Annotated in this window: 23 protein-coding genes, 1 pseudogene and 1 other annotated feature; of the genes and pseudogenes, 20 read left to right on the top strand and 4 right to left on the bottom strand. The window is 43.9% G+C overall.

What is annotated here, in order from left to right:
- The first annotated feature begins 12 nt into the window (after window positions 1-12).
- From PLA01S_RS05595 to PLA01S_RS05545, 11 genes and pseudogenes are all read left to right on the top strand, one after another.
- Window positions 13-606 carry a GNAT family N-acetyltransferase gene (locus PLA01S_RS05595; protein WP_127590587.1) on the top strand — a complete coding sequence of 198 codons (594 nt, stop codon included), beginning with the start codon at window positions 13-15 and terminating at the stop codon, window positions 604-606.
- Window positions 607-789: 183 nt separating this feature from the next.
- Window positions 790-1,212, top strand: coding sequence for a hypothetical protein (locus tag PLA01S_RS05590; protein ID WP_127590585.1), 423 nt, complete (start codon window positions 790-792; stop codon window positions 1,210-1,212).
- A gap of 128 nt (window positions 1,213-1,340) precedes the next feature.
- Window positions 1,341-1,895 (top strand): NUDIX hydrolase, encoded by a 555-nt coding sequence (locus PLA01S_RS05585; RefSeq protein WP_127590583.1) that lies wholly within the window; start codon window positions 1,341-1,343, stop codon window positions 1,893-1,895.
- A 227-nt stretch (window positions 1,896-2,122) separates the two neighbouring features.
- The gene (locus PLA01S_RS05580) at window positions 2,123-2,683 is read left to right on the top strand and encodes a GNAT family N-acetyltransferase (RefSeq protein WP_127590581.1); all 561 of its coding nucleotides are present in this window, start codon (window positions 2,123-2,125) and stop codon (window positions 2,681-2,683) included.
- Between the two features lie 356 nt (window positions 2,684-3,039).
- Window positions 3,040-3,492, top strand: coding sequence for a VOC family protein (locus PLA01S_RS05575; protein WP_100536622.1), 453 nt, complete (start codon window positions 3,040-3,042; stop codon window positions 3,490-3,492).
- 176 nt (window positions 3,493-3,668) lie between these two features.
- The gene (locus tag PLA01S_RS05570; protein WP_127590579.1) at window positions 3,669-4,250 is read left to right on the top strand and encodes a hypothetical protein; all 582 of its coding nucleotides are present in this window, start codon (window positions 3,669-3,671) and stop codon (window positions 4,248-4,250) included.
- 227 nt (window positions 4,251-4,477) lie between these two features.
- Complete coding sequence (locus PLA01S_RS32445) at window positions 4,478-4,807, top strand: DUF3024 domain-containing protein (protein ID WP_246059349.1); 330 nt, start codon at window positions 4,478-4,480, stop codon at window positions 4,805-4,807.
- Window positions 4,808-5,183: 376 nt separating this feature from the next.
- A complete protein-coding gene (locus PLA01S_RS05560; RefSeq protein WP_074961996.1) occupies window positions 5,184-5,372 on the top strand; it encodes a DUF4177 domain-containing protein in 189 nt (62 codons plus the stop codon).
- 610 nt (window positions 5,373-5,982) lie between these two features.
- Window positions 5,983-7,512 carry a PucR family transcriptional regulator gene (locus tag PLA01S_RS05555; protein WP_246059348.1) on the top strand — a complete coding sequence of 510 codons (1,530 nt, stop codon included), beginning with the start codon at window positions 5,983-5,985 and terminating at the stop codon, window positions 7,510-7,512.
- 226 nt (window positions 7,513-7,738) lie between these two features.
- Complete coding sequence (locus PLA01S_RS05550; RefSeq protein ID WP_127590575.1) at window positions 7,739-8,842, top strand: S-methyl thiohydantoin desulfurase family protein; 1,104 nt, start codon at window positions 7,739-7,741, stop codon at window positions 8,840-8,842.
- Window positions 8,835-10,386 (top strand): annotated as a pseudogene (locus PLA01S_RS05545) (hydantoinase/oxoprolinase N-terminal domain-containing protein). The gene PLA01S_RS05550 and the pseudogene PLA01S_RS05545 overlap by 8 nt, the downstream one beginning before the upstream one ends.
- Before the next feature lie 314 nt (window positions 10,387-10,700).
- Here the strand turns inward: PLA01S_RS05545 and PLA01S_RS32945 are convergent.
- Window positions 10,701-10,784 (bottom strand): putative holin-like toxin, encoded by an 84-nt coding sequence (locus PLA01S_RS32945; RefSeq protein ID WP_220687457.1) that lies wholly within the window; start codon window positions 10,782-10,784, stop codon window positions 10,701-10,703.
- Window positions 10,785-11,392: 608 nt separating this feature from the next.
- Here PLA01S_RS32945 and PLA01S_RS05540 point away from each other — a divergent pair.
- From PLA01S_RS05540 to PLA01S_RS05530, 4 genes are all read left to right on the top strand, one after another.
- Window positions 11,393-11,911 carry a DNA topology modulation protein gene (locus PLA01S_RS05540; protein WP_127590573.1) on the top strand — a complete coding sequence of 173 codons (519 nt, stop codon included), beginning with the start codon at window positions 11,393-11,395 and terminating at the stop codon, window positions 11,909-11,911.
- A gap of 418 nt (window positions 11,912-12,329) precedes the next feature.
- On the top strand, window positions 12,330-12,482 hold the full coding sequence (locus PLA01S_RS31870) for a hypothetical protein (protein ID WP_164817318.1): 153 nt from the start codon (window positions 12,330-12,332) through the stop codon (window positions 12,480-12,482).
- Between the two features lie 268 nt (window positions 12,483-12,750).
- A complete protein-coding gene (locus PLA01S_RS05535) occupies window positions 12,751-13,509 on the top strand; it encodes a DUF5694 domain-containing protein (protein ID WP_127590571.1) in 759 nt (252 codons plus the stop codon).
- A gap of 380 nt (window positions 13,510-13,889) precedes the next feature.
- The gene (locus PLA01S_RS05530) at window positions 13,890-14,420 is read left to right on the top strand and encodes a hypothetical protein (RefSeq protein ID WP_127590569.1); all 531 of its coding nucleotides are present in this window, start codon (window positions 13,890-13,892) and stop codon (window positions 14,418-14,420) included.
- Between the two features lie 221 nt (window positions 14,421-14,641).
- Here the strand turns inward: PLA01S_RS05530 and PLA01S_RS05525 are convergent, their stop codons facing one another.
- Together PLA01S_RS05525 and PLA01S_RS05520 are read right to left on the bottom strand one after the other, a co-directional pair.
- Entirely contained in the window at window positions 14,642-15,511 is an 870-nt protein-coding gene (locus PLA01S_RS05525; RefSeq protein ID WP_127590567.1) for a cation diffusion facilitator family transporter, read from the bottom strand.
- Window positions 15,512-15,814: 303 nt separating this feature from the next.
- Window positions 15,815-17,761, bottom strand: coding sequence for an elongation factor G (locus tag PLA01S_RS05520; protein ID WP_127590565.1), 1,947 nt, complete (start codon window positions 17,759-17,761; stop codon window positions 15,815-15,817).
- Between the two features lie 280 nt (window positions 17,762-18,041).
- Between PLA01S_RS05520 and PLA01S_RS05515 the strand changes: the two genes are divergently transcribed.
- From PLA01S_RS05515 to PLA01S_RS05495, 4 genes are all read left to right on the top strand, one after another.
- Window positions 18,042-18,485, top strand: a complete 444-nt coding sequence (locus PLA01S_RS05515) for a GNAT family N-acetyltransferase (protein WP_100536633.1) — start codon at window positions 18,042-18,044, stop codon at window positions 18,483-18,485.
- A gap of 430 nt (window positions 18,486-18,915) precedes the next feature.
- Entirely contained in the window at window positions 18,916-19,671 is a 756-nt protein-coding gene (locus PLA01S_RS05505) for a metallophosphoesterase family protein (protein ID WP_127590561.1), read from the top strand.
- A 38-nt stretch (window positions 19,672-19,709) separates the two neighbouring features.
- The gene (gene infC / locus PLA01S_RS05500) at window positions 19,710-20,198 is read left to right on the top strand and encodes a translation initiation factor IF-3 (protein ID WP_127590559.1); all 489 of its coding nucleotides are present in this window, start codon (window positions 19,710-19,712) and stop codon (window positions 20,196-20,198) included.
- A gap of 87 nt (window positions 20,199-20,285) precedes the next feature.
- Window positions 20,286-20,545, top strand: a binding site (T-box leader).
- Between the two features lie 77 nt (window positions 20,546-20,622).
- Window positions 20,623-22,305, top strand: coding sequence for a glutamine--tRNA ligase/YqeY domain fusion protein (locus PLA01S_RS05495; RefSeq protein WP_127590557.1), 1,683 nt, complete (start codon window positions 20,623-20,625; stop codon window positions 22,303-22,305).
- A gap of 113 nt (window positions 22,306-22,418) precedes the next feature.
- Here the strand turns inward: PLA01S_RS05495 and PLA01S_RS05490 are convergent, their stop codons facing one another.
- Complete coding sequence (locus tag PLA01S_RS05490; protein ID WP_127590555.1) at window positions 22,419-23,282, bottom strand: pentapeptide repeat-containing protein; 864 nt, start codon at window positions 23,280-23,282, stop codon at window positions 22,419-22,421.
- 509 nt (window positions 23,283-23,791) lie between these two features.
- Between PLA01S_RS05490 and PLA01S_RS05485 the strand changes: the two genes are divergently transcribed.
- Window positions 23,792-24,217 (top strand): DMT family transporter, encoded by a 426-nt coding sequence (locus tag PLA01S_RS05485; protein ID WP_127590553.1) that lies wholly within the window; start codon window positions 23,792-23,794, stop codon window positions 24,215-24,217.
- Window positions 24,218-24,222 lie beyond the last annotated feature (5 nt).

Raw genomic sequence — 24,222 nt, 5'->3', positions numbered from 1 at the left:
GGAGGCGAATTCATGAAGCGTATAGAAGACCATTTTGAAATCTTTCCTATACTTGAAACTGATCGAATTTTGTTAAGACCGATTACATATGCAGACATTGATAATATGTATCAATATTGTGCCGTGCCCCAAGTATCGAGGTATACAACATGGAACTATCACAGGAGTAAAGAGGACACGAAAGGATTTATTGATTTTGTTCTTAATCGGTATGAAACCGAGAAGGTAGGTCCATGGGGAATTGAACATAAAGAAACCAAGAAATTAATTGGAAGTTGCAGTTTTGTGAGATGGGATAATCGATGTCTAAGAGCTGAACTTGGATATGTATTGTCTAATGAATATTGGAATCAGGGTATCATGACGGAAGTAGTAAACCGAATTATTGAATACGCTTTTAAAGATCTTGAATTAGTTAGAGTAGAAGCGAAATGTCACCCGGAAAATGTAGGATCCGCAAGAGTCATGGAGAAGAGCGGAATGAAATTCGAAGGGATATTAAGAAAATATGTATGGTCGAAAGAAGAATTGCAAGATGTAAAGCTGTATTCAATCATAAGAGATGAATTTGAAGGCAGATTCGAGGATAGCCCAGGCATCGGATAACAACGTATATACGTGGCGTTCCTATACGGCTCTTGATCTGCAAGAGGGATTTCGAGGAAACCCTGTAAGCCTATGTCCTTGGGAGCTAGTTGCTGCGCTCCTTTAAGGCTCTCAGGTTCGTAGATACAAAACGTTAGCCGAAACCATTGCAATATAAAACAAAATTCCGGAGGATCACATAGTTTGATTATTAAAAAGCACGGTACAAAAGCAGGAGGAATAATAGCTGTAATAGCTTTAGTTGTTGGAATTCTTGTATTTTATGTACTATGGAATAAGGGGGAACAATTACACCGCAATAAAATTGAGAAGACAATAGAATCAATGGGAGGACAAGTTGAACAGATAACTAAAGTTAAATTAATAAATAGTCCGTTTGTTGACACAATGGATAACGAACTGGACCAAAAACGAGGATATGATTATACAATATATAAAATTCTTTATTCTATAAACGGAAAACAACAAACTGCATGGTTTAGAAGTATTAATGGCCCTTATGCTCAAGATCGGGAAACTATTGATTATTACGGAAACCCAATTAAGGAAGAACCTGAAAATAAAAATATAATAAAAGAATATGGTGAACGATGGATATTTGAATAGAAGAATTTGATAGTTTCCCAAGAGGGCAATGGCATCAGCTAATTCAGGCAAAACATATTAAAAACAACTCAGTAATTACGGCAATAGCCATACCATGATAAAAACTCGATAAAGGAATTGAAGCTTAAATGCAGTTGATTAGAAAAATTACTGATCATGAGATTCTCGGTGGCCCTATTAAATTGATAGAGCCAGTGTCACGATTTGCTTCAAGAGGTGTGTTAATTGATGGAGCGTTGAATATAGCCATGATGTACATGTCAAAACTAGATCTATACAAATTGCCAGGAGGAGGAATCGAAGAAAAAGAAACTAAAGAGCAGTCTTTCTTAAGGGAAATTAAAGAAGAGACTGGATATGAGGCAGAAGCAACTTATGAACTGGGGTATATTGAAGAACACAAAGCAAAAACTAACTTTTTGCAGATATCTTATTGTTGGATAGCAAATGTAAGGAAAAGGGTATGCAGTTTAAACCTAAGCGAAAGTGAAAAACAACTCGGTATGACGGTTAAATGGATGACATTAGATGAAGCATTAGAAGTAATGAGAGAGTCACTTATACATTGTAATGAGTACTCAACAAAATTCATGATTATACGAGATAAGACAATCCTTGAAATTGCTTACGAAATAATAACAAAGAGTGAAAAAAATATTTGGGGTAACTCGAAGAAGGCCTAACTTCCTATAACAAAGTATTCACGTAGCGGGCCGACTGACGTCGTCCCTTGGTCCGCCCGAGGCATTTCAAGGAAGCTGAATCAGGCGGACAACCCTGACCGACTAACCGCATCGCGACCGGCTCCTCCAGAGCCTTAAGTCGATGAGAATTCACTGAATACAATGACGTTATAGGAAAATCAAGGCACAATCGAATAAAGATAAATTATAGAACGGAGAGAACAAACATGAATCCAATTCTGCTAGACTTTCCAACAAGTTTTACAACTGAAAGGTTGTTAGTAAGAATGCCACTCCCAGGTGATGGAAAGATTGTGTATGAAAGCATTATGGTATCAATAAACGAGCTGAAGGAATGGATGCCGTTTGCTCAGAATGAGCAAACGGAACAAATGATTGAAGCCAATATTAGAGATGCACATGCGAAATTTTTATCTAGAGAAGATCTTAGACTTTTGATTTTCCATAAAGAAACAAACCATTTTATTGGATCTTCTGGTTTGCATAGGATAGATTGGAATGTTCCTAAATTCGAAATCGGATATTGGATTGATTCGAGATTCAGTGGAAGTGGTTTTATGACGGAAGCTGTGCAAGGGATTACGGACTTTGCTTTCTCTAATTTGAAGGCGAGAAGAGTTGAAATTCGTTGTGACTCTTTAAACTTAAAGAGCAAGGCAATCCCGGAACGTTTAGGTTTTCAGTTGGAAGGTACCCTTAGAAATGATGATTTATCATCCGATGGAAGTGGATTAAGATCTACACTTGTATTTGCAAAGATTCAGTAAAAGAGTGATCATTGTAAGTGACTCGAGAAGGCGTTGACATATTATAATACCATACACACGCTTCGGGCATTCGCCCTCGGTCCGGCAGGATTCTGCTGTAGATTCGACGAGAAAAGATAATCAGCCTGACACATCCCACCACCTAACCGCGTCGCGGCCGCCCTTCGGGCTTAAGGTGGTGGGATGTCGTGAATACATTAACGTTATATGACATACCCGAAAACCCAATTTCACATTTTCCTCTCATTGTTCGTGAATAATGAGAAAGTGTTACATTAGAAGGAAATAGTGATTCTTTAATGAAATAATTCGGGAAATAATCAGGTGAGAAATTTGTATACGAGGAGAAAAAAACTATGGAAAATAATAAATTACTAAGAATGGACAATATCGGCATCGTTGTAGAATCCCTTGATGACGCAATTTCTTTCTTCGAGGAGATTGGCTTGAACCTCGAAGGGCGAACCACTGTCGAAGGGGAATGGGCTGGTCGCGTAACCGGACTAGGTTCTCAGTGTGTAGAGATTGCTATGATGGTTACCCCAGATGGCCACAGCCGACTTGAACTTTCGCGATTTCTCACCCCACCTACGATATCAGATCACCGGACGGCTCCTGTAAACTCCCTTGGTTATCTACGCGTCATGTTCACAGTTCAAAACATTGACGAGATGGTATCCAGACTTACTAAGCATGGTGCTCAGCTCGTTGGCGAAGTGGTTCAGTACGAAGATTCGTATCGGCTCTGCTACATTCGTGGAACCGAAGGACTTCTAATCGGTTTGGCGGAACAACTCGGTAACAAATAAGCATTCGTGCTCGGTCCGTAGAGGTTATTGGCAGGGAAGTTTAGGCTGCGGACACATCCGACATTCGAGAACATTATAATTTAAGAATTACGCGACCACGGCCAAACTTAGTAAAAACTATGATGTATATACATTAAGAGAAGGGTTGGTTTAATTGTAGGGGAGAGTAGCTGATTATGAAGAAATCCTACTTATTTTCACTTATTATGGTTATTTTGTTTTTATCGGCTTGTCAATCATCAGAACAATTAAAGCCGATAAAAGAAGAAACAATTGATTTCGACATAAACACTGCAATTGAAATGGTTGAGAAGAAAGAAAAAATGATCATTGATTTAGCATTGAGAGAAAAGGTGTCAAAACTGGAGTATAAGGAATTAGAGAAATCCTTTACCGAAGAGTTTGGGGGCCATGCTAAGGATATTCTATCTATATTATTTATCAATAATATGGATTCCGATCCCGAGTCAGATATGTATGTACAACAGAACACATTATACCCAACACTCTTTCATAAAGGAATAACTATAACAAATGCGGTCGTTTATAAGAGTTACTTCGAGAATGAGTTTTTTAATCAAACTAGATTAAGCATTGAGGAAGAATATGTTGGTGATGGTGAGAAGTTAAAGGATTGGAAAAGAGAATACATGTTTACTCCAAACAAAAATGGAGAATGGGAATTAAATGGATTTTCTGGAGTGATGAATTTTTTAGGCGAAGATTATAATATGAATTATTTAGAGTTAAAGAGGTAAATAGTTAATCATTGAAGACCATCACATGTCGATATGGCAAAAGAATCTCATGGAGCATAAGCTACAATTTACCGAGGGAAGGTGCGCTCGAACCCAAAATAAGTCATACCATGATAGCACGGCGCTACGCGCCTTAAGCCCCTCGGGTTCGTGAATGCAAGAACGTTATGAGTGATCATCGTGATATAATCAAAGCAAAACCGATTAGGGCAGGAGAGACAGAATTCATGGATGATTTTACGAAGAAGCGAATTATGAAAATCATGGACAAATACACCCAAAATGCAGTACCAGAACATGTGAAAAGCCAGATTAGAATCAGTTACAAGATCAGAGGAAATCACGTGACATTGATTGAAGAAAGACAAGGATACAAAAGTGATCAATGGGTGCAGATGCCAGTAGCTCAGTTCAGATTAGATGAGAATGAATGGAAAGTATATTGGCAAGACAGTAAAGGGAAATGGCATTTCATAGATGATATAGAACCGAATGAAGATTTTGAAATACAGTTAAAGATTGTGGACGAAGGGCATAACGGAATGTTTTGGGGTTGACTCGAAGTGGTCAATGACATCTATAACATAATATTCAAGCAGCGACTCCTTGCGGAGCCTTGGTCTGCTGGATGGATTTCGGAGAGGAATTTCAGCAGACACATCCGCCTTCGTTGGACGTCGTGAATACGGAAACGTTAGATAAAATTAATGTAGATTAAAACCATGAAAAACAGAAGGGCTATGAACAATTTATTATTGAAATTAATGGATATTTTGCACAATTCTTTGTTTAGACACAGAATTTAGAAAGGGTTACATAATAAATAAAAAACAAGAAGAGATTGAAGGCCTTGAATTGACATATTAGTGATACAGACACTGATCGTATCTACAAACCACAGTACTAAACAAACTGAGAACGGAGGAAGATAATTTGTACGAATATACCTTTGTTGACACTTCATTGGGTGGATTTTTCTCAGATGCAACACATCAACAGACAATTATTGAATATGCAAGAGAGGGGTGGCGGTTAGTTCAAGTACTTCCCACTAATTATAATGGATATGGAAAGCCAACTCATTACGAGATTATATTTGAAAGACCAGTACAAAATAGTTAACAATTGAAAGTTTATGAAGTGAGAGCATCTCAAAGAGGACATAATTTCATCTAACTATATATTCGCGCATACGTCAGGCGAGTTGCCTTGGTCCCACCTCACATAACATTGCATCTACGCAGCGGGCATTCGCCCCTTGGTTGTCAAAAGTTCAGGCATAGAAGAATATACAGACGCTACACGCCCCGGCCTTAGATAGCACTTATCTAAGGCCGGGGCGCGTCGTAAATGCGGGTGCGTTATAAGAAATCCTTAACAGGAGATGAATATCGGTACGAGTCGATTGTTGACTCAGCATCTTAGTGAACCCGGCCGAGTATGCAAAAAAATTCATAGTTGGCAAAGGAAGTTGCTTGGTTGCTTATCATAACGAGGGTTATACTAATATTAATGGAGCCTATCTTAGGCTGCTTCGTTATGCCAAGCATCATAGCTTGGTTTTAACAGGCTATTTCTACGAGGATCTACTACTGGATGAATGATCTATTGTAGATGTAGACTGCGTACAGTTTAAAGAACAGGAGCAGCTTGAATTGAACAAAAAAGTGGTGATTAAATTGGGGTAACCGTTGAAGATTTACTGCAGCTGCCTTCATTTAGAGGAGCTCAGGTGGTCACTGGAACAAGCAGACTACATCAGACCGTTTCCTCTTTATCTGTGTTAGAGGTGGCGGATGTCAATTTTTTCTCGCAAATTATTCAAACCGTTCAAGAAGAGTGGTATGCCGAAGAGCTGGTCATTAGCTCTTTTTATTCCATTAAGGACAGCGTGGAGCAGCAATGCAAAACGGTTCAATATTTGCATGACCTTGGAGAAGTGGGATTGATATTGTACTATGTTGGCATTGTCATGCCAGATATAGCCAATGAAGTGCTCGAGCTTGCCGAATCTCTGAATTTTATTATCATTTGCATGCCGAGAAACGATTACTCTCTTAGGTATAATGAAGTCATTTATGAAGTCATGGAGGCGATCGTAAGCAATCAGAATGTGAATGAGCATTTCGTGAATGAATCACTGGAAAAGGTCTCGCTGCTGCCGGAACATTTGCGGAGCGTGGAAATTACCCTTAAACTGCTGTCGGACCGGATGAAAGCGAACATCGTTCTGACAAACAGCAACCTGGATATCATCAATCGTGTCATGTGGCCGCGCAATTCATCGCTCGATGTTGCGAGTCTAATTCGGTCCATGGGGCCTTCCATTTTGAACGGCAGAATGGGAGAAGGCGAGCTGGATTCGTCCTGCTTTGTTGAATACAAACGTGTTCATCAAAAAAACGGGGAGGTCCTTTACCTGTTTCTCATTAAAGAGAATACGAAGCTGCCTCCGAAGACGATGGATCAAATCAGCGAGGTGGTGCAGGTGGCCATCAATTTGTGGGGAGACAAGCATAACGAGGTCAGTGAATACGCTTTGGTTAAAGCCATCGTGAATGATGAAAGCGAAAAAATGCGCAGATTGGCCAGTTTGCTCTACATTGACGTTTCCGCCATCCAAATGATGTGGCTGGTTTACATTCGGGATTTGTCGGAGGAAAGAAGGATAAGGGAAGACTTAAAAGCGCATCTCTCGCAATATTATAAAACCGCGGTCATTCAAACGATCGATCACTGCGTTGTCGTGTTGCTAGGGAATTGTTCATATAAATACAATGAGTTTGAAATCGCAGCGGAATATATCGAAACCACGAGTCTCATCGCTGAAATATCAAGCATCGTTTATTCTCCAAGGATGCGGAACACCCAGGACGTACGCCGAATGTACCAGCTCGTAAACGGAGTCTCTAAAGAGGTCCACCGCATCTATCATCACCGCAAACTATATACCGCGGCTGAAGTCCGTTCCATGAGACGGGCCATAGACCTCAGCAAACAAGGGGAAGAGATCACGGAAGAATGCTTGTCCGTCATGGAGCCGATTATGGACGACCCTGACGCATTGAAAACCCTGATGACTTTTCTTCTGGATGCGAAGGGGAATATGGATGACTGCAGCAAGCTGTTGTTCGTCCACAAAAATACGGTGAAATATCGCATTAAAAAAATATGCGAGCTTATAGGATATGATGTGACCATCAACTCGGAATCGTACGATGTTTATACCGCCTGCATGGTCTACCGTCTCATCCATAACTAAAAAGTTCCGATGTTTTGTCCAATAAGACAAAAACATCGGATTTTTTTTGTTTTCTGAAAAAGACGCTGACCACCTTCATCTTTTACAATAAGGAAAAAGTATTCGAATAATCAGCATCCCGAGTTTGTTGGTAGGGCCGTTGATCGGGATTGTCATTTCTTTTGTCGTATATTATATAGGTTATCGTTTATCGGCTCAGAAGACCGTTATATTGGAGGAAAAATGAATGAGATATCTAGATAAAGCAGCTGTTGAAAACATCGCCGTCGGCGCAGCATTTCTAGGAACCGGCGGAGGGGGAGATCCTTACATCGGAAAATTGATGGCTCTCTCGGCCATTGAAAAGTTTGGACCTGTAAAACTATGCTCAGTCGATGAGATTCAGGATGAGGACTTTTTCATTCCGGCCGCGATGATGGGGGCGCCTTCTGTATTGGTGGAGAAATTCCCTAAAGGGGACGAGTTTGTTAAGGTTTTTCAAAAATTAGCGAATTACTTGGGAAAAGAACAGATTGCCGGCACATTTCCGATGGAAGCGGGAGGCGTCAATTCCATGATTCCCATCGTCGTTGCGGCGCAGCTGGGATTGCCTCTGATCGACTGTGACGGTATGGGGCGGGCGTTCCCGGAGCTTCAAATGGTGACGTTTAACTTGGACGGCATTCCGGCAACACCGATGGCGATTACGGATGAAAAAGGGAACATCGGCATTTTTGAGACTATTGATAATAAATGGACGGAACGGCTCGCCAGAGCGGCCACAGTTGAAATGGGCGCCAGTGCTTTAGTAAGCCTGTACCCGGCAACGGGTGCTCAAATGAAGCAAAGCGGCGTTCATCATATTGTGACCCTCTCCGAACAGATTGGAGAAATCATTACATCGAAGAATCGGGACGCGGGCGATAAGCTTCAAGAGCTGCTGAGCCTTGTGTCCGGCTATGAGCTTTTCCAAGGTAAAATCGTGGATGTCATCCGGGAAACCAAGGGAGGATTTAACCTCGGTCAAATGCATCTCGAAGGAATCGAGGCACATAAAGGCGGAGTGATGAAGGTTTATTTTCAAAATGAAAACCTGGTTGCCGAAAAGAATGGTCAAGTTATAGCGATGACCCCCGATTTGATCTGTCTGGTTGATTACGAAACCTTGTCGCCTGTAACCACGGAGAGCCTGAAATACGGTAAACGCGTGCGGGTTATTGGACTGCCCGCTCATGAAAAGTGGAGAACGGAGAAGGGAATCCAGACGGCAGGACCAAGATACTTCGGATATGATTACGATTATGTTCCTATTGAGGAAATGGTGAAAAAGGCGGTGGCTGAGAATGTATAGAATCGGGATCGATGTAGGCGGCACCAACACGGACGCCATCATTTTGGATGAGAATTATCATCTGATTCATGCGTTTGAAATCACCAACAAGTCTAGATATTAAAACGGGTATTGAAACCTCGCTCCGGAATTTGCTGCAGGAATCGAATATAGATAAAACCCAAATAACGCATGCCATGTTAGGTACAACCCAGTGCACGAATGCCATTGTTGAACGCAAAAAGCTGGCCCAAGTCGGCGTCATTCGTCTGGGTTACCCGGCAACGGCTTCCGTTGCTCCGTACACATCCTGGCCTGAGGATATGGTTCAGAAGTTGTCGGGTAAATATGCTCTCGTTCATGGCGGATATGAATATGACGGCCAAGTGCTTGGAGAAGTTGACGAAGCTGAAATTAGAGCTCTTTTGGAGGAATGGGGGAGCAGTGTCGAGTCCATCGCCGTCATTGGTGTGTTTTCATCCATTAATAATGATCAGGAACTTCAGGTTCGCGATCTCATCCGTCAAGTGTATGGACCGGGATTCCCTGTTTCCTGCTCTTCCCTTATCGGTTCGGTAGGTTTAATAGAGAGGGAAAATGCGACCATACTCAATGCAGCATTGTGCAAGGTTATTGAAACGACGACCCAAGGATTTGTGCAGGCGTTAGAAGAAAAAGGCATCACAGACGCTGCGGTGTTTTTATGCCAGAATGACGGTACCTTAATGTCGATCGATTACGCTAAAGAATTTCCGATCCTGACCATTGCATGCGGGCCAACAAACAGCATACGCGGTGCCTCTTATTTGGCGAAGATCAAAGATACGATGGTTCTCGACGTGGGAGGGACGACATCGGACATCGGGGTTTTGCAGGACGGCTTCCCGAGAGAATCCTCGGTTGCGGTCGAGGTTGGCGATATCCGCACGAATTTCCGCATGCCGGATATTATCTCCGTTGGGCTGGGCGGCGGAAGCATTGTGCGGTCGGAGAACGGCAAAATTACGGTTGGCCCTGACAGCGTAGGATACCAGATTGGACAGGAAGCGCTGGTCTTTGGCGGGCATACGCTGACTACAACAGACATTGCCGTTCGGCTGGGTCTCGCGGATGTCGGAGATAAGAGCTTGGTAGCGCATCTGGATGAAGATTTCGCTAAAAATGTACAAGCTGAAATTGCAACCATTCTTGAGCAGGCCATTGATAAAATGAAGACATCGTCGGGAGACGTTGAGCTTGTTTTGGTAGGTGGCGGCAGTGTCGTTATACCGGACAAAATTCGCGGGGTATCTCATATGATTAAGCCTGAGAACGGGGGCGTAGCCAACGCCATTGGCGCGTGTATTGCTCAAATCAGTGGACAATATGAACAAATTTATATCTATTCTACAGAGCCCCGTGAGGATTCATTAAGAGATGCGCAAGAAAAAGCCGTGAAGCAGGCGGTGCTGGCTGGCGCTGATCCGGCTACGGTGGAGCTCGTGGAAGTGGAAGAAACCCCGCTGGCTTATCATCCGGGAAATGCGACGAGACTGAGAGTGAAAGTCGTAGGAAACATGAAGTAGAAACAAGATGAGGCAACAGAGAAGCTGAATCAGCTCACTACCCTGCGAGGCTAAGTCCGTCGGACCCGGCGCATTCGCGCCTTAAGCTTCTCGGGTTCGTAGATACAAGAACGTTAACTGAAATTACTGCAGACAGCATTACAGAAAAAATAAACAAACAAAACCTATAAAAGTGTTATAAATTGAGTTATACTGAGGTAAGAATAAGTAAGGAGCCGTGCTGGAACACGACTCCAAAGCACAATAACTGCATAAAGAGCAGTCGGCCACAGGAGTTAGGTCGAGAAACAGACCGTTACCTTATCGAGGGCGGTCTATTTCTTTTTCATGTAGGTAAGCAATGCCAAAATGAACATGCCGAACATGAACATTAAGGAAAGTGCATCTTTGACCTCCATGGGCATCACCTCCCTTCTGGGAGATTAGCCGACCGCCCTTACAGTCGTATATTTCACTTGGAAAATTATAACATATTGGACTAGAGAAAACTGATATTATCAGGATTTACTAATTGAGAAAATAAAAGATTGAATAACAAAAGTATGTATAGTAGGAATCACAGAAAGGCAGTAACATCACTTTACAATGCATCTACGCTGTGGGGCTTTCGCCCTTTGGTTGTTGGACGATTTTACAAGGAAGAATATTCTGACAACACACGACCCGGCCTAAGATAAGACTATCTAAGGCCGGGTCGCGTCGTAGATGCGAGAACGTTAGATGAAATCAGCAAAATCAGGGGCGTTATCTAGATAACAATATATTCACGCATCGGGCAAACGCCCTCGGTCCGGCAGAGGGATTTTGAGGAAGCAGGGGCAGCCGGGTGCATCTGCCCTCGATCTGCACGATGATTTTCAAGGAAGCAAAGTCAGCAGACAATACTAACCGCTTAGCGGACGCCCTCATGGACTTAAGTCGTGAAGGCTCGCAGATACAAGAGCGTTAGGGGAAATTATTGCAGCATTTGAAGTAACTATAAATCATTAATAACCAGGAGAACAAAATGAAGAGAATCATGATAATTGGATCTGGAGGATCAGGGAAATCTACATTCTCAAGTAAACTCTCTGAAGTCTTAGGGTTACCATTGTATCATTTAGATGCGTATTATTGGAAACCTGGATGGATTGCAACCCCTAATCACGAATGGGATGAATTGCTAAGAGAGCTTATACAAAATGATGAATGGATTATTGATGGAAATTATAATCGAACAATAGATATTAGAATTTCTAGAGCGGATACAATAATTTTCTTTGATTTACCTCCGTGGATAACTACTTATAGAGTCATTAAACGAAGAATTAAATACCATGGAAGAACAAGACCTGATTTGAATGAGGGATGTCCTGAGCAATTAGATTGGGAATTCATTAAGTGGGTATGGAATTTCAGAAAACATAAAAGAAGAGGAATACTCGAAAAGTTAAAAAAATATGAAAAAGAAAAAAACATAATAATACTTAAAACACCAAGGGAAGTGACAAACCTAATAGACCAATTAAATAATAAATTCGAATAAGGGCAATAACATCATCTAACATTGTATCTTCGCTTCGGGGCTGGAGCCTCTTGGTCTGCATGGGGGATCTCGATAAAGCATATTCAGCAGAGCTATTGAAAGGGAATATAAATGACAAAAAGAAACACTTATATCGTTGTCATCATCATTGTGTTAGTAACCATTGCTTGTTTATACTTTTCTTCGACTACAGTGCACAAGAAGATGGAAGGCTTGATCTATTCTTTCGATTCAAACTTTGAAAAGAAAACTCAAATAGTGATATCTGGTAACATTTTCTAGAGATTCGTTTAATGGCCAGCTAGTTGTAGATGATGATCTTTCATATGATATTGAACTTTATTACGAAGATGGGAAGTTATTTGGGACAATTACAACGTTTAGTAAGGACACAACACTTAATTCAGTAGGCAGTGTGATGGCAACAAAAGAATTAGATTATATATGGATAACGCTGAATGACATAAATGAAAAATATGGTATTCAAGAAGGATATATTTTTAGTCCAGCAGATAGCAAGGAAGAAGCGAATGAACTAATTAAGAAAGAACTAATGAATTTAACTCAATAAAGTCACATACTTCAGGTAACAATGCATTCACACTGTGAATCGCTAACGCGCTCCTAGGTCCGCACCGAGGATTATTGAGGGAGTGGAACCTGGCGGACAATCCTGCACCGGCTAAGTCTGACGACCCGCGCTACGCACTTGAGCGACGATGAGGGTTCGTGAATGCAAGAGCGTTATAGGAAATCAGCGCAAGTTTTATAAAGAACTAGCAACTTCATTTATAGTAATACGACAAAAATTAATAAAGTCTAAAAAATGGAGGTTATTTATGGATTCTGCTAACAAATGCACCATTTTGTTACTTGGCACATATCATATGGGCAATCCTGGACTAGATATGCACAATGTTCAGTCTGATGACGTCTTGGCGCCACAAAGACAAAAGGAGATTTATGAGGTTGTCGATAGACTTAAACTATTTAATCCAACGAAAATCGCAGTTGAAGCTCTAGCTGATGAACATGAGTCATATAATAATCAGTATCTCTCATATTTGTCAGGTGAATTTACTCTCGGGGCAAATGAAATCCATCAATTAGGTTTCCGTACTGCGGCTAATCTTGGTCATGATAGAATTTACCCTATCGATTGGAATGAATGGTACGGAGGGGTTGCACTAGGACATGTTTATGAATATGCACAATCAAACATGCCCGAACTCTATCAACGGATAAATTCTAACAATCAGGAAAAAGTAGAGGCTCTTCAAAAGTCAATGAAAGAAAAAACAGTAAGGGAACTTCTGATCTCAGGTAATACTCCTAGCGCAATACAAGAGGACCATGAAACTTATATGACTGTTGCGCGAGTTGGGGATGGTAAAAACAATATAGGAATTGATTGGCTCTGTAATTACTGGTATCGTCGAAATCTAATTATCTATGCAAATATTTCACGAATTTCATCCCCCCAAGATAGAATTCTTGTGATTTATGGCTCCGGACATATCCACTTACTAACCCAATTTATTAAAGAGAGTGGTCTTTTTTTACTTGAATCTGTAGAAAAATATCTAGGTGACCGTTAGATAACAGACCTTAAATAATGTAAGACAATACTTGAAATAGCCGACGATATATGTGTTTCGAAGAAGGCGCTGACATCCTTTAACATAGTATCTACGCTGCGTGCTTTTCCCTTGATTCGCTAGAGGTTATAAGAAGAGATGCTGATTTAGCTCACAACCCTGCGAGGCAAAGTCCGTTGGACCCAGTCGCTGGTGCTATAAGCCTCTTGGGTTTGTGAATACGGAAACGTTAGTTGAAATCGGCTAATACAAACTGACCAAAATGATAATAATGAATGAAATCAGTTATAAAACGTTACCTACATGCTCTAAATGCTGATTGAAAGGACTTAATTACAATGTACAATTCTTGGTCTATTTGTATGTCAGGAGAATATGACTTGAATTTTCTAATGTATGTGGCTAGTGTACATGGACTATTAACAGAAGAATTCGAAGAAAGTACCTGGCCCTCTAGTCAATTTTCAAGTGTTGGGCGAAGTAATCAAAAACTTCAAGAGCAATGGAAAAAGTTGTGGAATCAAAGCATTTATAAAAAGGGGCTTCTGAAAAGGAGTAACCAGAGATATTTAGTTTTAGATCCCCCTGATTTTTCAATGATTAGAGAAGAAGACGTAAAGGATATGCTGATAAATATGTGGCCGTCATTTATTAATTGGTGGAGCATGCCTGCAGGCGGTCAAACTGCGATGAATTATTGGGAAGCTAAACCAGATCTTATAGCTTTTGTGCAAGAATTCGAAAATCAAGCCGGAAGAGAAATAAAACCATTTAATTTACATGTCGATTTAGTATATACAGGATTGAAAGAACCAATTGAAGTGAATAACCAATTCATAATAATGCCCATAAAAACTGAGTATTTATTGAAGAAAGATTGGTGGATTAAGAGATTTAAAGAGCATTATTGAGTGTTTCGAGGAAGAAGAGCAGGCCGTATAACCATATTCACGCTGGGGCATATGTTTCGTTAAAAGTCATTGATAAATTATGCAGCACTTAAGGTTGTCAGCCAGGGGATTTGCCAGAACATATACAGGAGCAATAAGTGAGAGGTATAAAAAAAAGGTCCGGCCAATAGGAATGTGGTCGGACCTTCTTCGTTAGTTATGACACATGGTAATGTGGAGGATTAACTCGGTTCTATATGAACATGTACGTCATAAACGCCGTGGGTTTCTTTTAATTCATGTTCCACCTGGTCAGAAATATCATGGGCGACCCGGATATCCAGATTCGACCTGACCAGGATGACGATGTCGACAACCGTGTTGCTGCCGTAATTCCTTGCCCGAATGTCCTTGACTCCCTTAACGCCAACCACTTGTTTTACGGTTTCTTTATAGTCTTTGACAATGTTCTCATCGAAGCCATCGGTTAAATGATGAGAGGCATCCCGGAATATATCCCAAGCGGTTTTACATATCAGGAAGCCTACCAATACGGCGGTAAGCGGATCGAGCCATGGCAGATGAAATTGGGCGCCGATGATACCGACGACCGTACCGATGCTGACCCAGGCATCCGAGAGGTTGTCCTTGGCAGCCGCCATAACGGCCTGACTGTTTACTTTGGTGGCTAGGCGCTTATTGTAGCGGTAGACCAAGTACATCACAATGGCGCAGCCCATGCCGGTCCACGCGGATATAAGATCAGGCGATGCATGGTTTCCTTCAAACATGGAAGATACGGCCCCGAACAGGACCTGGATCCCGACGGCCATCATGATGAAGGAAGCAATCAAGGAGGATACCGTTTCCGCTTTCCAGTGACCGTATGGGTGATCCCGGTCCGCAGGTTTTTGCGATAATCGCAGTCCGATCAGTACAGCAATGGACGCCACGATATCTGTGGCATTATTTAATCCGTCCGCCCGCAGGGCCTCGGAGTTGGCAGTGTAACCTATCCATAATTTGATTGCAGATAAACAGATATAAGCAATGATACTGATGATGGCACCTTTTTCACCCAATTTTAAATCATGATAACGTTGTTGTTCCAAATCTAGCCGACTCCTTCCGCACGCCCCAAAAAATAGTACCTGACTATATTACCAAGCCGAGCAGGGGTGGGTCTAGAGCAACGTTTTTTCCTATCACTTAATAAGTGACAAGGGGCAAAAAGAGTTGCACCAGACTAAGAAAGATAGATTGAGGCTAGTGTTGGCACAAAAAAATAGCGGGAGAGATCCTCTCTCGACACCGCTATCTGTCTTTACATTCTATGTGGGTGGTCCGCCTAACGCGAAATACGCTGAATTACATACCAACATTCAATTTCATCAGCCGCATTTCCACCTAGATTCTTACATAATCTTGTTCAAGTAAAGCATATATTCACCGCGGTTCAGCGGGTTGACTTGTCGCCGTTTATTCACAGGGACGGTGGCTTGCACCTTCACGTAGCCTCCTGGTTTAACGGAGAGCATGCCTTCACCGCTTGTCAGAGAATGCACTTCGGCTTTCAGCAAGTCAGTTGTCCGCACGGGGATGGTACCATGAACGTGGACAGCATTATTGTGGAATGTGGGTTCCTGATAGGTCCCTTCCAGTGCCGCCAACTTGGACAACACTTTGCTCAAGCTGAATTCTGGCAGGATGAATTGGATGAAATTGATAGGCTCGTAAACTTCCGTTCCGGCTTTGTTGAGCGCCGACATGAGGACGAGCGGGGTCAGGCTGCGAAAATCCTTTGCCGTCGAAACCGGACTTGCATAACCGGTATGCGTCAGTGTCACGATAATATCGGTCACGGACCATCCATACAAACCTTCCTGCAGTACCTCAATCACCGTATCTTTAATCGCTTTCTGAAAGGATAAGGGGAGGGAGCCCAGTTCGACTTCCAGACGATACTGAATTCCGGTTCCTCTCTCGCCAGGCTCAACCCGTAAGCCAACCGTTGCGTAAAAAGGACACTCGCCAATAAATTCAACGGCCTCTCCGGTAGCCAAAGGCTTCTCGATACAAATGACCCGCGGAGCTGAAAATACGGCTTCGATGCCGTATTGCTGCTGGATCGTTTCCAGCAGAATTTCTTGTTGGACTTTGCCGAATACGTGGATGATATGTTCCTTGGTGTTTGTATCCTGGATATATTGCAGGAACGGATCCTCTTCGGTAAGATCGCTTAAGGCAGTGTGGAGATGATGCTCCTCCGCGGGATTCTTGGCTGACACTTGGACTTGAATCGGCGGCTTCTGAAAGTGGACCCGCTTCATCCTGTCGGAAACAGCACCGATGACGTCGCCCACCTTGAGTTCATCGGTCATGAGAATCGCAATGTCTCCGCCAACGATCTGATTCACCGGAATGGATTTGCCATGGTGCAGAGCATGTAGATGTTTTACCTTGAACATGGTGGTGTTGCCGTTCTGCGTTATCACCGGAATCTCGTCTCGTGCTTGAATACTGCCGGCGAACAGCCGGAGGTATACGTTCCGTTCCCCATTCGGAAGTTTGATCACTTTGAACACCAGTCCGGATAACGATTCATGCTGAAGCACCAAGGCGTCATTAACGGGGAAAGATTCACCGAGCGTTTGGAGCAGCGGCTCGATGCCGATCCCTTTGGCAGCTGATCCTGCAAATAGGGGATAAGCTTTACCTTGATGGGTTTGCCTGCGTAATTCCTCCTGCAGCCGCTCGCGAGAGATGGGAATATCTTGGGCATAGTCATTCAGCAGATCGTCATTGACCAATGCCAAGGTTTCCACCCACCCTGTGCTATGGGGATCGCCCACGTCTACCCGAACGGTTGTACTGCCCTCACGAGTTACAGTGCTCATCTCGCAAATATGTTCATCCAGCAGATTACGTATCATGGTAGAGACTTTCTCGTAATTCGCGCCCATTCGATCGATCTTGTTCATAAATAGAAGGGTGGGAATCCCTTGTTCTTTCAGTGTTTGCATGAGCACCCGCGTCTGGGCCTGTACGCCCTCAACAGCGGAAATGACCAGAATGACGCCATCCAGCACACTTAGTGAATGCTCGACCTCCGAGATGAAATCGGCATGTCCCGGCGTATCAATCAGATTGATTTTTAGATCGCCCTTCATGAACGATACCGCAGCGGATTTTATCGTGATGCCTCGTCTCCGTTCAATGTCCAGCGAATCCGTGATGGTATTGCCTTGGTCAACGGAGCCCGCTTGATCAATAATGCCGGATCTAAACAGGATTTGCTCCGTTAGTGTAGTTTTACCGGCATCAACATGGGCCAAAACTCCAATATTCAATATGTTCTTCATATATCATAACCCTCATTCGTTTCATGGTTAGTTGTCCTTTCCGTTGGAAGTTATAGTTCAATTGCCGCATCAAAATCGCCTCCATAAAAATAAAGTTACTTCTAGTTTATCCATTGAGAGATATTCGGAATATGTAAACAATGCTTATAATCATTCATTATCTTGCTCTGCATCTGGCAGCATGCAGCGCCTTATTTGAATTTACATATTTAATACCGTGAAAAATGGTCGGCATTGGATTAGGATAAAGGCATAAACCATATATGAAGGAGTCTTGCATTTGATAACACTTCATGCCATAGATAAAGACAATTGGGAGGATTGCATCCGTCTTAAACCCACGCCTGAACAGGAGAAGTGGATTGCCCCCAATCTATATTCGATAGCGGAAGCACAATTCATGGAGGGCTTCGAAACGCGTGCGATCTACCATGATGAAGAGATGATCGGATTTGTGATGTATGGTCTGCACCCGCACGATGATAACTACTGGATATACCGGTTTATGATCGACGGCAAGTTTCAGGGACTGCATTATGCCAAACCCGCGATTCGGTTGGTTCTCGAGGAGATTCGGAGCTCGCCGGATACAACGGACGATGTTATGCTATGTTACAAACCCGAGAATGAGCGTGCGGAAAGACTCTATTCCCAAATCGGGTTTAAAGAAGCCGGGATTGCCCCTTGGGGAGACGTGATGGCTAAATATAGTTTTATTGAATAGAGAAAGGCCGTGCGTTCAGCCATAGGGAATGGGAGAACGCACGGCTTTTTTTAGCTCGATTCTTTATGGGTGCCGATGGATTGAATCTCCTCTAACAATTCAATTACTTCACCGTTTGGACTGTACACGAGTGCATTTTTCACCAAAAGCGGAGGTTCGCCCAGCGAAAGGGTGCTCGGTTCCTTACAAGTCGATGCCCTGTGTTCAAGTGATGTTGGTGTAAAGGAGAATATGCTATTATACCTAAATAGCAAAGTAACTCGGATTGGATGTCCTAAAATTATAAAGTGACAAGGAGTAACATCGGTTGAAGAGTTTGCTGATTTTCAGGATTCGATTGCAGGCATGGGTCCGTCAAAATCATTAATCAGCCTGAAGAACCTGCTGGAGAACAGAGTGGTATTATGATTAGGGTAGGGAGGGGACTACGATTCGAATATTAGCGATTAGCGACATTCATGGCTGCTACGATGAATTCAATCAGTTATTGTCTGACGTGCAGTACAATCCCGCTAAGGACCAGCTGATTTTGCTTGGGGATTATGTGGATCGCGGATTAAGAAGCAGGGAAGTCATTGAGCAAGTGATGGAATTGCGGAATGCAGGGGCTGTCACTCTTCGGGGAAATCATGATCAGATGATGCTGGATGCCATTATGCTTGATACCGATGAAGTGAACTCACGCTGGATTCGCAATGGAGCTCGACATACGATAGAAAGCTACTGCGGCGCCGACTTTTTTGAGGGTGAAATGGATCGTACCAGATATAACGAAGGTAAAGCCTATATTAAAAAACAGTTTGGGCACCATCTATCCTTTCTCGATACGCTGGCCCTCTATTATGAAACAGACACCCATATATTCGTGCATGCAGGGATCAATCCGGGTGTGGATGACTGGAAGTTGCAGCCTCATCATGATTTCATCTGGATTCGCGATCCATTCTTTAATTATCCGACTGGCCTTAACCAAACGGTGGTGTTCGGGCATACGCCGGCCATGAACTTGCATGATTCGGAGGGGATTTGGTTTTGTGACGAAGGGGACAAAATAGGAATCGATGGAGCGTGCGTGTACGGTAAACAGCTTAACTGCCTGGAAATCACGGAAGAGCAGGAATACCGAACGCATTCTGTTCGCTTCATGCGCAATGATGTGAACGTAGAGGAAAAAGAAATGAAATGAACGAATATCTACATGACTTTCGATAGGAGGATCTGTTCATGTTAGTTATGAATGAAAAGATAAAAGCACGCGAAGTAGAACTGACCGGCCTAAACGGCGAAGATCTGGGAGTCGTCTCCAGGGATGAGGCGCTTGCGCTTGCGAAAAGTCACAAAGCCGATTTGGTGTGTACCTCGTTATTCAGCAGTCCCCCGCCATGCAAGCTCGTAAGCCGGGGCCATGCGAAGCAGGAGGGCGTAAAAGAGAAGAAGGGCCAAGCAGCTTCATCCGCTCCGATGAAAGTAAAGGAATTCCGTTTGTCCGTACATATTGAAGAGCATGATTATGACACCAAGCTGTCGCAAATGCATAAGCTGCTGGCAGCGGGCAAAGCTGTCCAGCCCGTTATTCGCATTCAAGGTAAGGAGGGCGAAGCCGCCCGCAAGCTGCTTGAGCGACTCGTTCAAGATTTGGCTGAGGCAGGCAAAAAGGAGACGGGCATTCAGGTCAGCGGCAAGCAGGCTACGGTGAAGCTGCTGCCGAAATAAGACGACGGAAGGCATGTTCAGGCGTTTCATGTTAACAAAGTTCCATGGTTTACTTTTTTATATTTAGATGATACTATGGATCAAATTGTAAACGCCATGAAGAGAAGAGTAGATGAACAGGAATCCCTACAGAGAGCTCCGGTAAGCTGAAAAGGAGTTGGAAGCCATTCATTGAACCAAGCCTCTGAGCGGCGCATCGGAACTTATGGATAAGGGATGGTGCGACAGGAGCTCCTGTTACAGAGCTAGGGTATAAGCGATCGCGAGATGGCCGTACCTGATGAGGCCGATATCGCGAGATATCGGCAAATAGGGGTGGCACCGCGAAACGTAATCTCGTCCCCAAGACTTATGTCTTGGAGACGGGATTTTTTTGTTTTTCATGGAATTACGGCAGAAAAAACAACGTAAGGAGGAATCAGGTATGAGCGACGACAAAAACAAGGTAGAAGAATCGGTGGATTTTTTGACCAGGATGATCAAGGAGGATGTAGAGAATGGTGTATACCGCAGGCCAGTGGCTACGCGATTTCCGCCGGAGCCCAACGGTTATCTGCATATCGGCAGCGCCTATGCGATTTACATCAATCATTCCATGGCCAGCCGGTTTCATGGTACTTTCAATCTTCGGTTCGATGATACGAATCCACTGAAGGAAGATATCAAATACGTGCATGCGATTCAGGAGGATATCGAGTGGCTGGGGCTTAAGCCGAGTGTTTATTTCGGTTCGGATTATGCGGATCAAATCGCTGAGGCGGCCAAGAAACTCATAGCCAAAGGAAAGGCTTATGTCTGTGACCTCACCCCTGAACAAATGACGGAATACCGGGGGACGCTGACCGAAGCCGGTATCAACAGCCCGTTTCGGGAGCGCAGCATCGAGGAGAATTTGGCGTTATTTGAGCAAATGATCGGAGGGGCATTCCAAACGTCGGAAAAAGTACTCCGAGCCAAAATCGATATGTCTTCTCCCAACATGAACCTGAGAGATCCAGTCCTGTATCGTATCCTTCATGCGGAGCATTATCGTACAGGAACAACGTGGTGTGTGTATCCGATGTACGATTTCGCCCATCCGATCCAGGATTGGATCGAAGGAATTACCCATTCGCTGTGCTCAGCCGAATTTAAAGATCATCGACCGTTATACGAGTGGGTGCTTACGGAGCTGGAAGTGACGGAGCCTCCGAAACAGCGGGAATTCGGTAGATTGAATATCTCGGGATACGTAACGAGCAAGCGATACCTGAGGGAATTGGTGGAGGGAGGTTTTGTCGACGGATGGGATGACCCCAGACTGCCAACGTTGAAAGGATTACGGCGGCGAGGCGTGACTCCTGAGGGCATCCGACGTTTCCTGGGAGAACTCGGGGCGTCTCGCGGCAACAGCCTGGTGGACTCGGGCATGCTCGACCATTATATCCGTCAAGACTTGAAGGAACGGTGTTATAATGCGATGGCCGTCATGAAGCCGCTGAAGGTGATCATCACCAATCTTTCAGAAGATTGCACCGAGATGCTTGCTATTCCGAATCATGAAAGTGATGAAACGTTGGGTGAGCGGGAGGTTCCTTTTTCAAGAGAGTTGTACATCGAACGAGCGGACTTTATGGAGGAGCCGGTTCCCGGATTTCATCGGTTATCTCCTGGCAAGGAAGTGCGCCTGAAAGGAGCCTACTTCATCCAATGCGAGGATGTCGTGAAAGATCCAGCAACGGGAGACATCATGGAGATTCACTGCACGTATGATCCATTAACGAAGAGCGGGAGCGGATTTCATGAGCGGAAGGTGAAAGCAACGCTGCATTGGGTATCCGCGAAGCACGGGATCCCGGCGGAACTTCACTTGTATGATAAATTGCTGAAGGAATCAGCCGAGTTATCAGAATCGAATAACGTTTGGGAGGATCTGATGAACCCCGATTCATTGATTCGAATCGAAAACGCCATATTGGAGCCTTCTATGCTGAAAGCGACGATGAACCGAACGTACCAATTCATCAGACACGGCTATTTCTGCGTGGATTCCAAATATACGACCGAACACAAGCTGGTGTTCAACCGTATCGTTCCTTTGAAGGATTCATGGAAGAAGCGCGCTTAACGTCGTTGAGTATAAACGTTTGGCCAACATCAGAAATCCGACAGCAAGTCAGCTGCCGGATTTTTAGTGTTTATAGTAAATCATCTTCTGTTCTTTCCTAAATATATTGAGGGTTAACGCGTCCAATGTCCCGGTCGAGATAAGGAGGGGGGCAGTTTAGTGCTGGCGTCTCCTTTCGCTGCGTTAACCTGGAATTGAGTAAGGAAGAGGCTGGTTGCTAGATTGGCCCCCCTAAGGTCTGCGTCCCTGAAATCGGCACCGATCAGATCGGCAGCCCGCAGATCGGCTCCTCTGAGGTCCGCGGCAATGAGATAAGCGCCTCTCAGATTGACGTATCTCAGGTCAGCTCCTTTAAGCTTAGCTCCCATCAAGTCAGCACCGCGGCCTCCGATCTTTTGACGCACATGTGGCCCTTTATGCTTCTTTCGCGCATCATCCCGCACAAGCTCACTGGTTCGAAGAAGCAGCTGATTTACTTCTGCCCGATGAGCTGCCACATCCAGCCGTAACAGGGATTCGGGAGGAAGCTGAGTCAACCGTAGCGTCTCTTTTATCGATAAACTCAGATTGGTATGAATGTCTTGAGCCGGTTGCAAAGCCAGGGCTTCGTTCAGATACCATAACAGCTCGTGAAGCTGCCGCATGATCGGGAATACGTCAAACATTTCTTTTGCGGTCTCAGGAGCTTGCCGCCAGTCGCGACCGTTATAGGTGACCTGTGAAACCACTTGGCCTGCTCCGAAGCAGTCGTATACGGTGCAGCCTCTCATACCTCGCTGCCTCAAGCTGCTGTGCACACCGCAGCGGAAGTCGGATTGCAGATGGTGACAAGGGGTTCCGCCGTCTTTGTCCATGGCAAAATCCGTGGAGGCGGCGAAGGGTAAAGCGACGCAGCATAATCCAAAACAGCGTTCGCAATCCGCTTGTAATTCTAATCCGCCCTGTTCATCGGGGACTTGTTCTTGTTTGTCTAGCATAACGTTAGAGGAGCTCCTTCCAAGTCGGTGTTACGTCAATGAGTGACATCTAGTTATATTTTAAAACAAAATGATCATAGAGTCATAGATGCAATCTTGGTTTAAACTGTTTTGTACCTCGTGAATGGGTTAAAATCAGAAACTCAGATGCTATAATGCACCATAAGCAAATTACCAAACGATTTTTTCTCGTTTCACAGAAGGGGAATATCCCATCATGGATCATCGACCCTCCACGCTAACCGCATGCTACTGGTTCGGCTGCAAGCGGCATGGGCATCCTGAATATATATAAGTCATTGCATCGTGATAATCCCTTAAGCTGCCAAGGAAATTCCGGCAGCTTTTTGTATGTTACCTGCCAAGCCGACCGATAGTATATAATGAAATTCGTGTCTTGGACATCGCTTTATTTGGAATTTACGTCATTTCAGGACATATGTCCTTTCCTGAGTTTGGGGTATTCACTTTTAATAGTATACAGACCTATAGAAGAAGGAGTATGTATCGTGAGAGGAATCTTATTTGCATTCATTGGCGGTGCCTGCATTACGCTGCAAGGGGTGGCCAATGCCCGAATTAGTCAGGATATGGGCACCTGGCAAGCTGCCGCGGTTACGCAGTTGACCGGATTTATTATGGCTTTCATTATTCTGCTGTTCGTTCGGGACGGAAGCAGACAAGGATTTGGACAAGTGAAGCCGCTCTATCTAATCGGAGGAGCCTTGGGGGCACCCATTATATTCAGCGAGGTGACAGCGATTCAGAACATCGGTGTAACATTAACGATATCCGCGTTATTGATCGCCCAGTTATTCTTAACGTTCCTGATCGACAGCAACGGATGGTTTGGCGTGGTGAAAAAGAGAATGAGCTTGCCACAATTCATCGGGATCGGAATGATGATCGCCGGTGTCGTGATTATCAAATTATGATATGG

This window comes from Paenibacillus lautus NBRC 15380 (assembly GCF_004000945.1).
GTDB lineage: Bacteria > Bacillota > Bacilli > Paenibacillales > Paenibacillaceae > Paenibacillus_AQ > Paenibacillus_AQ lautus.
Note: the sequence above shows the minus strand (reverse complement) of the source record. Positions and strands in the feature narration are given on the sequence as shown.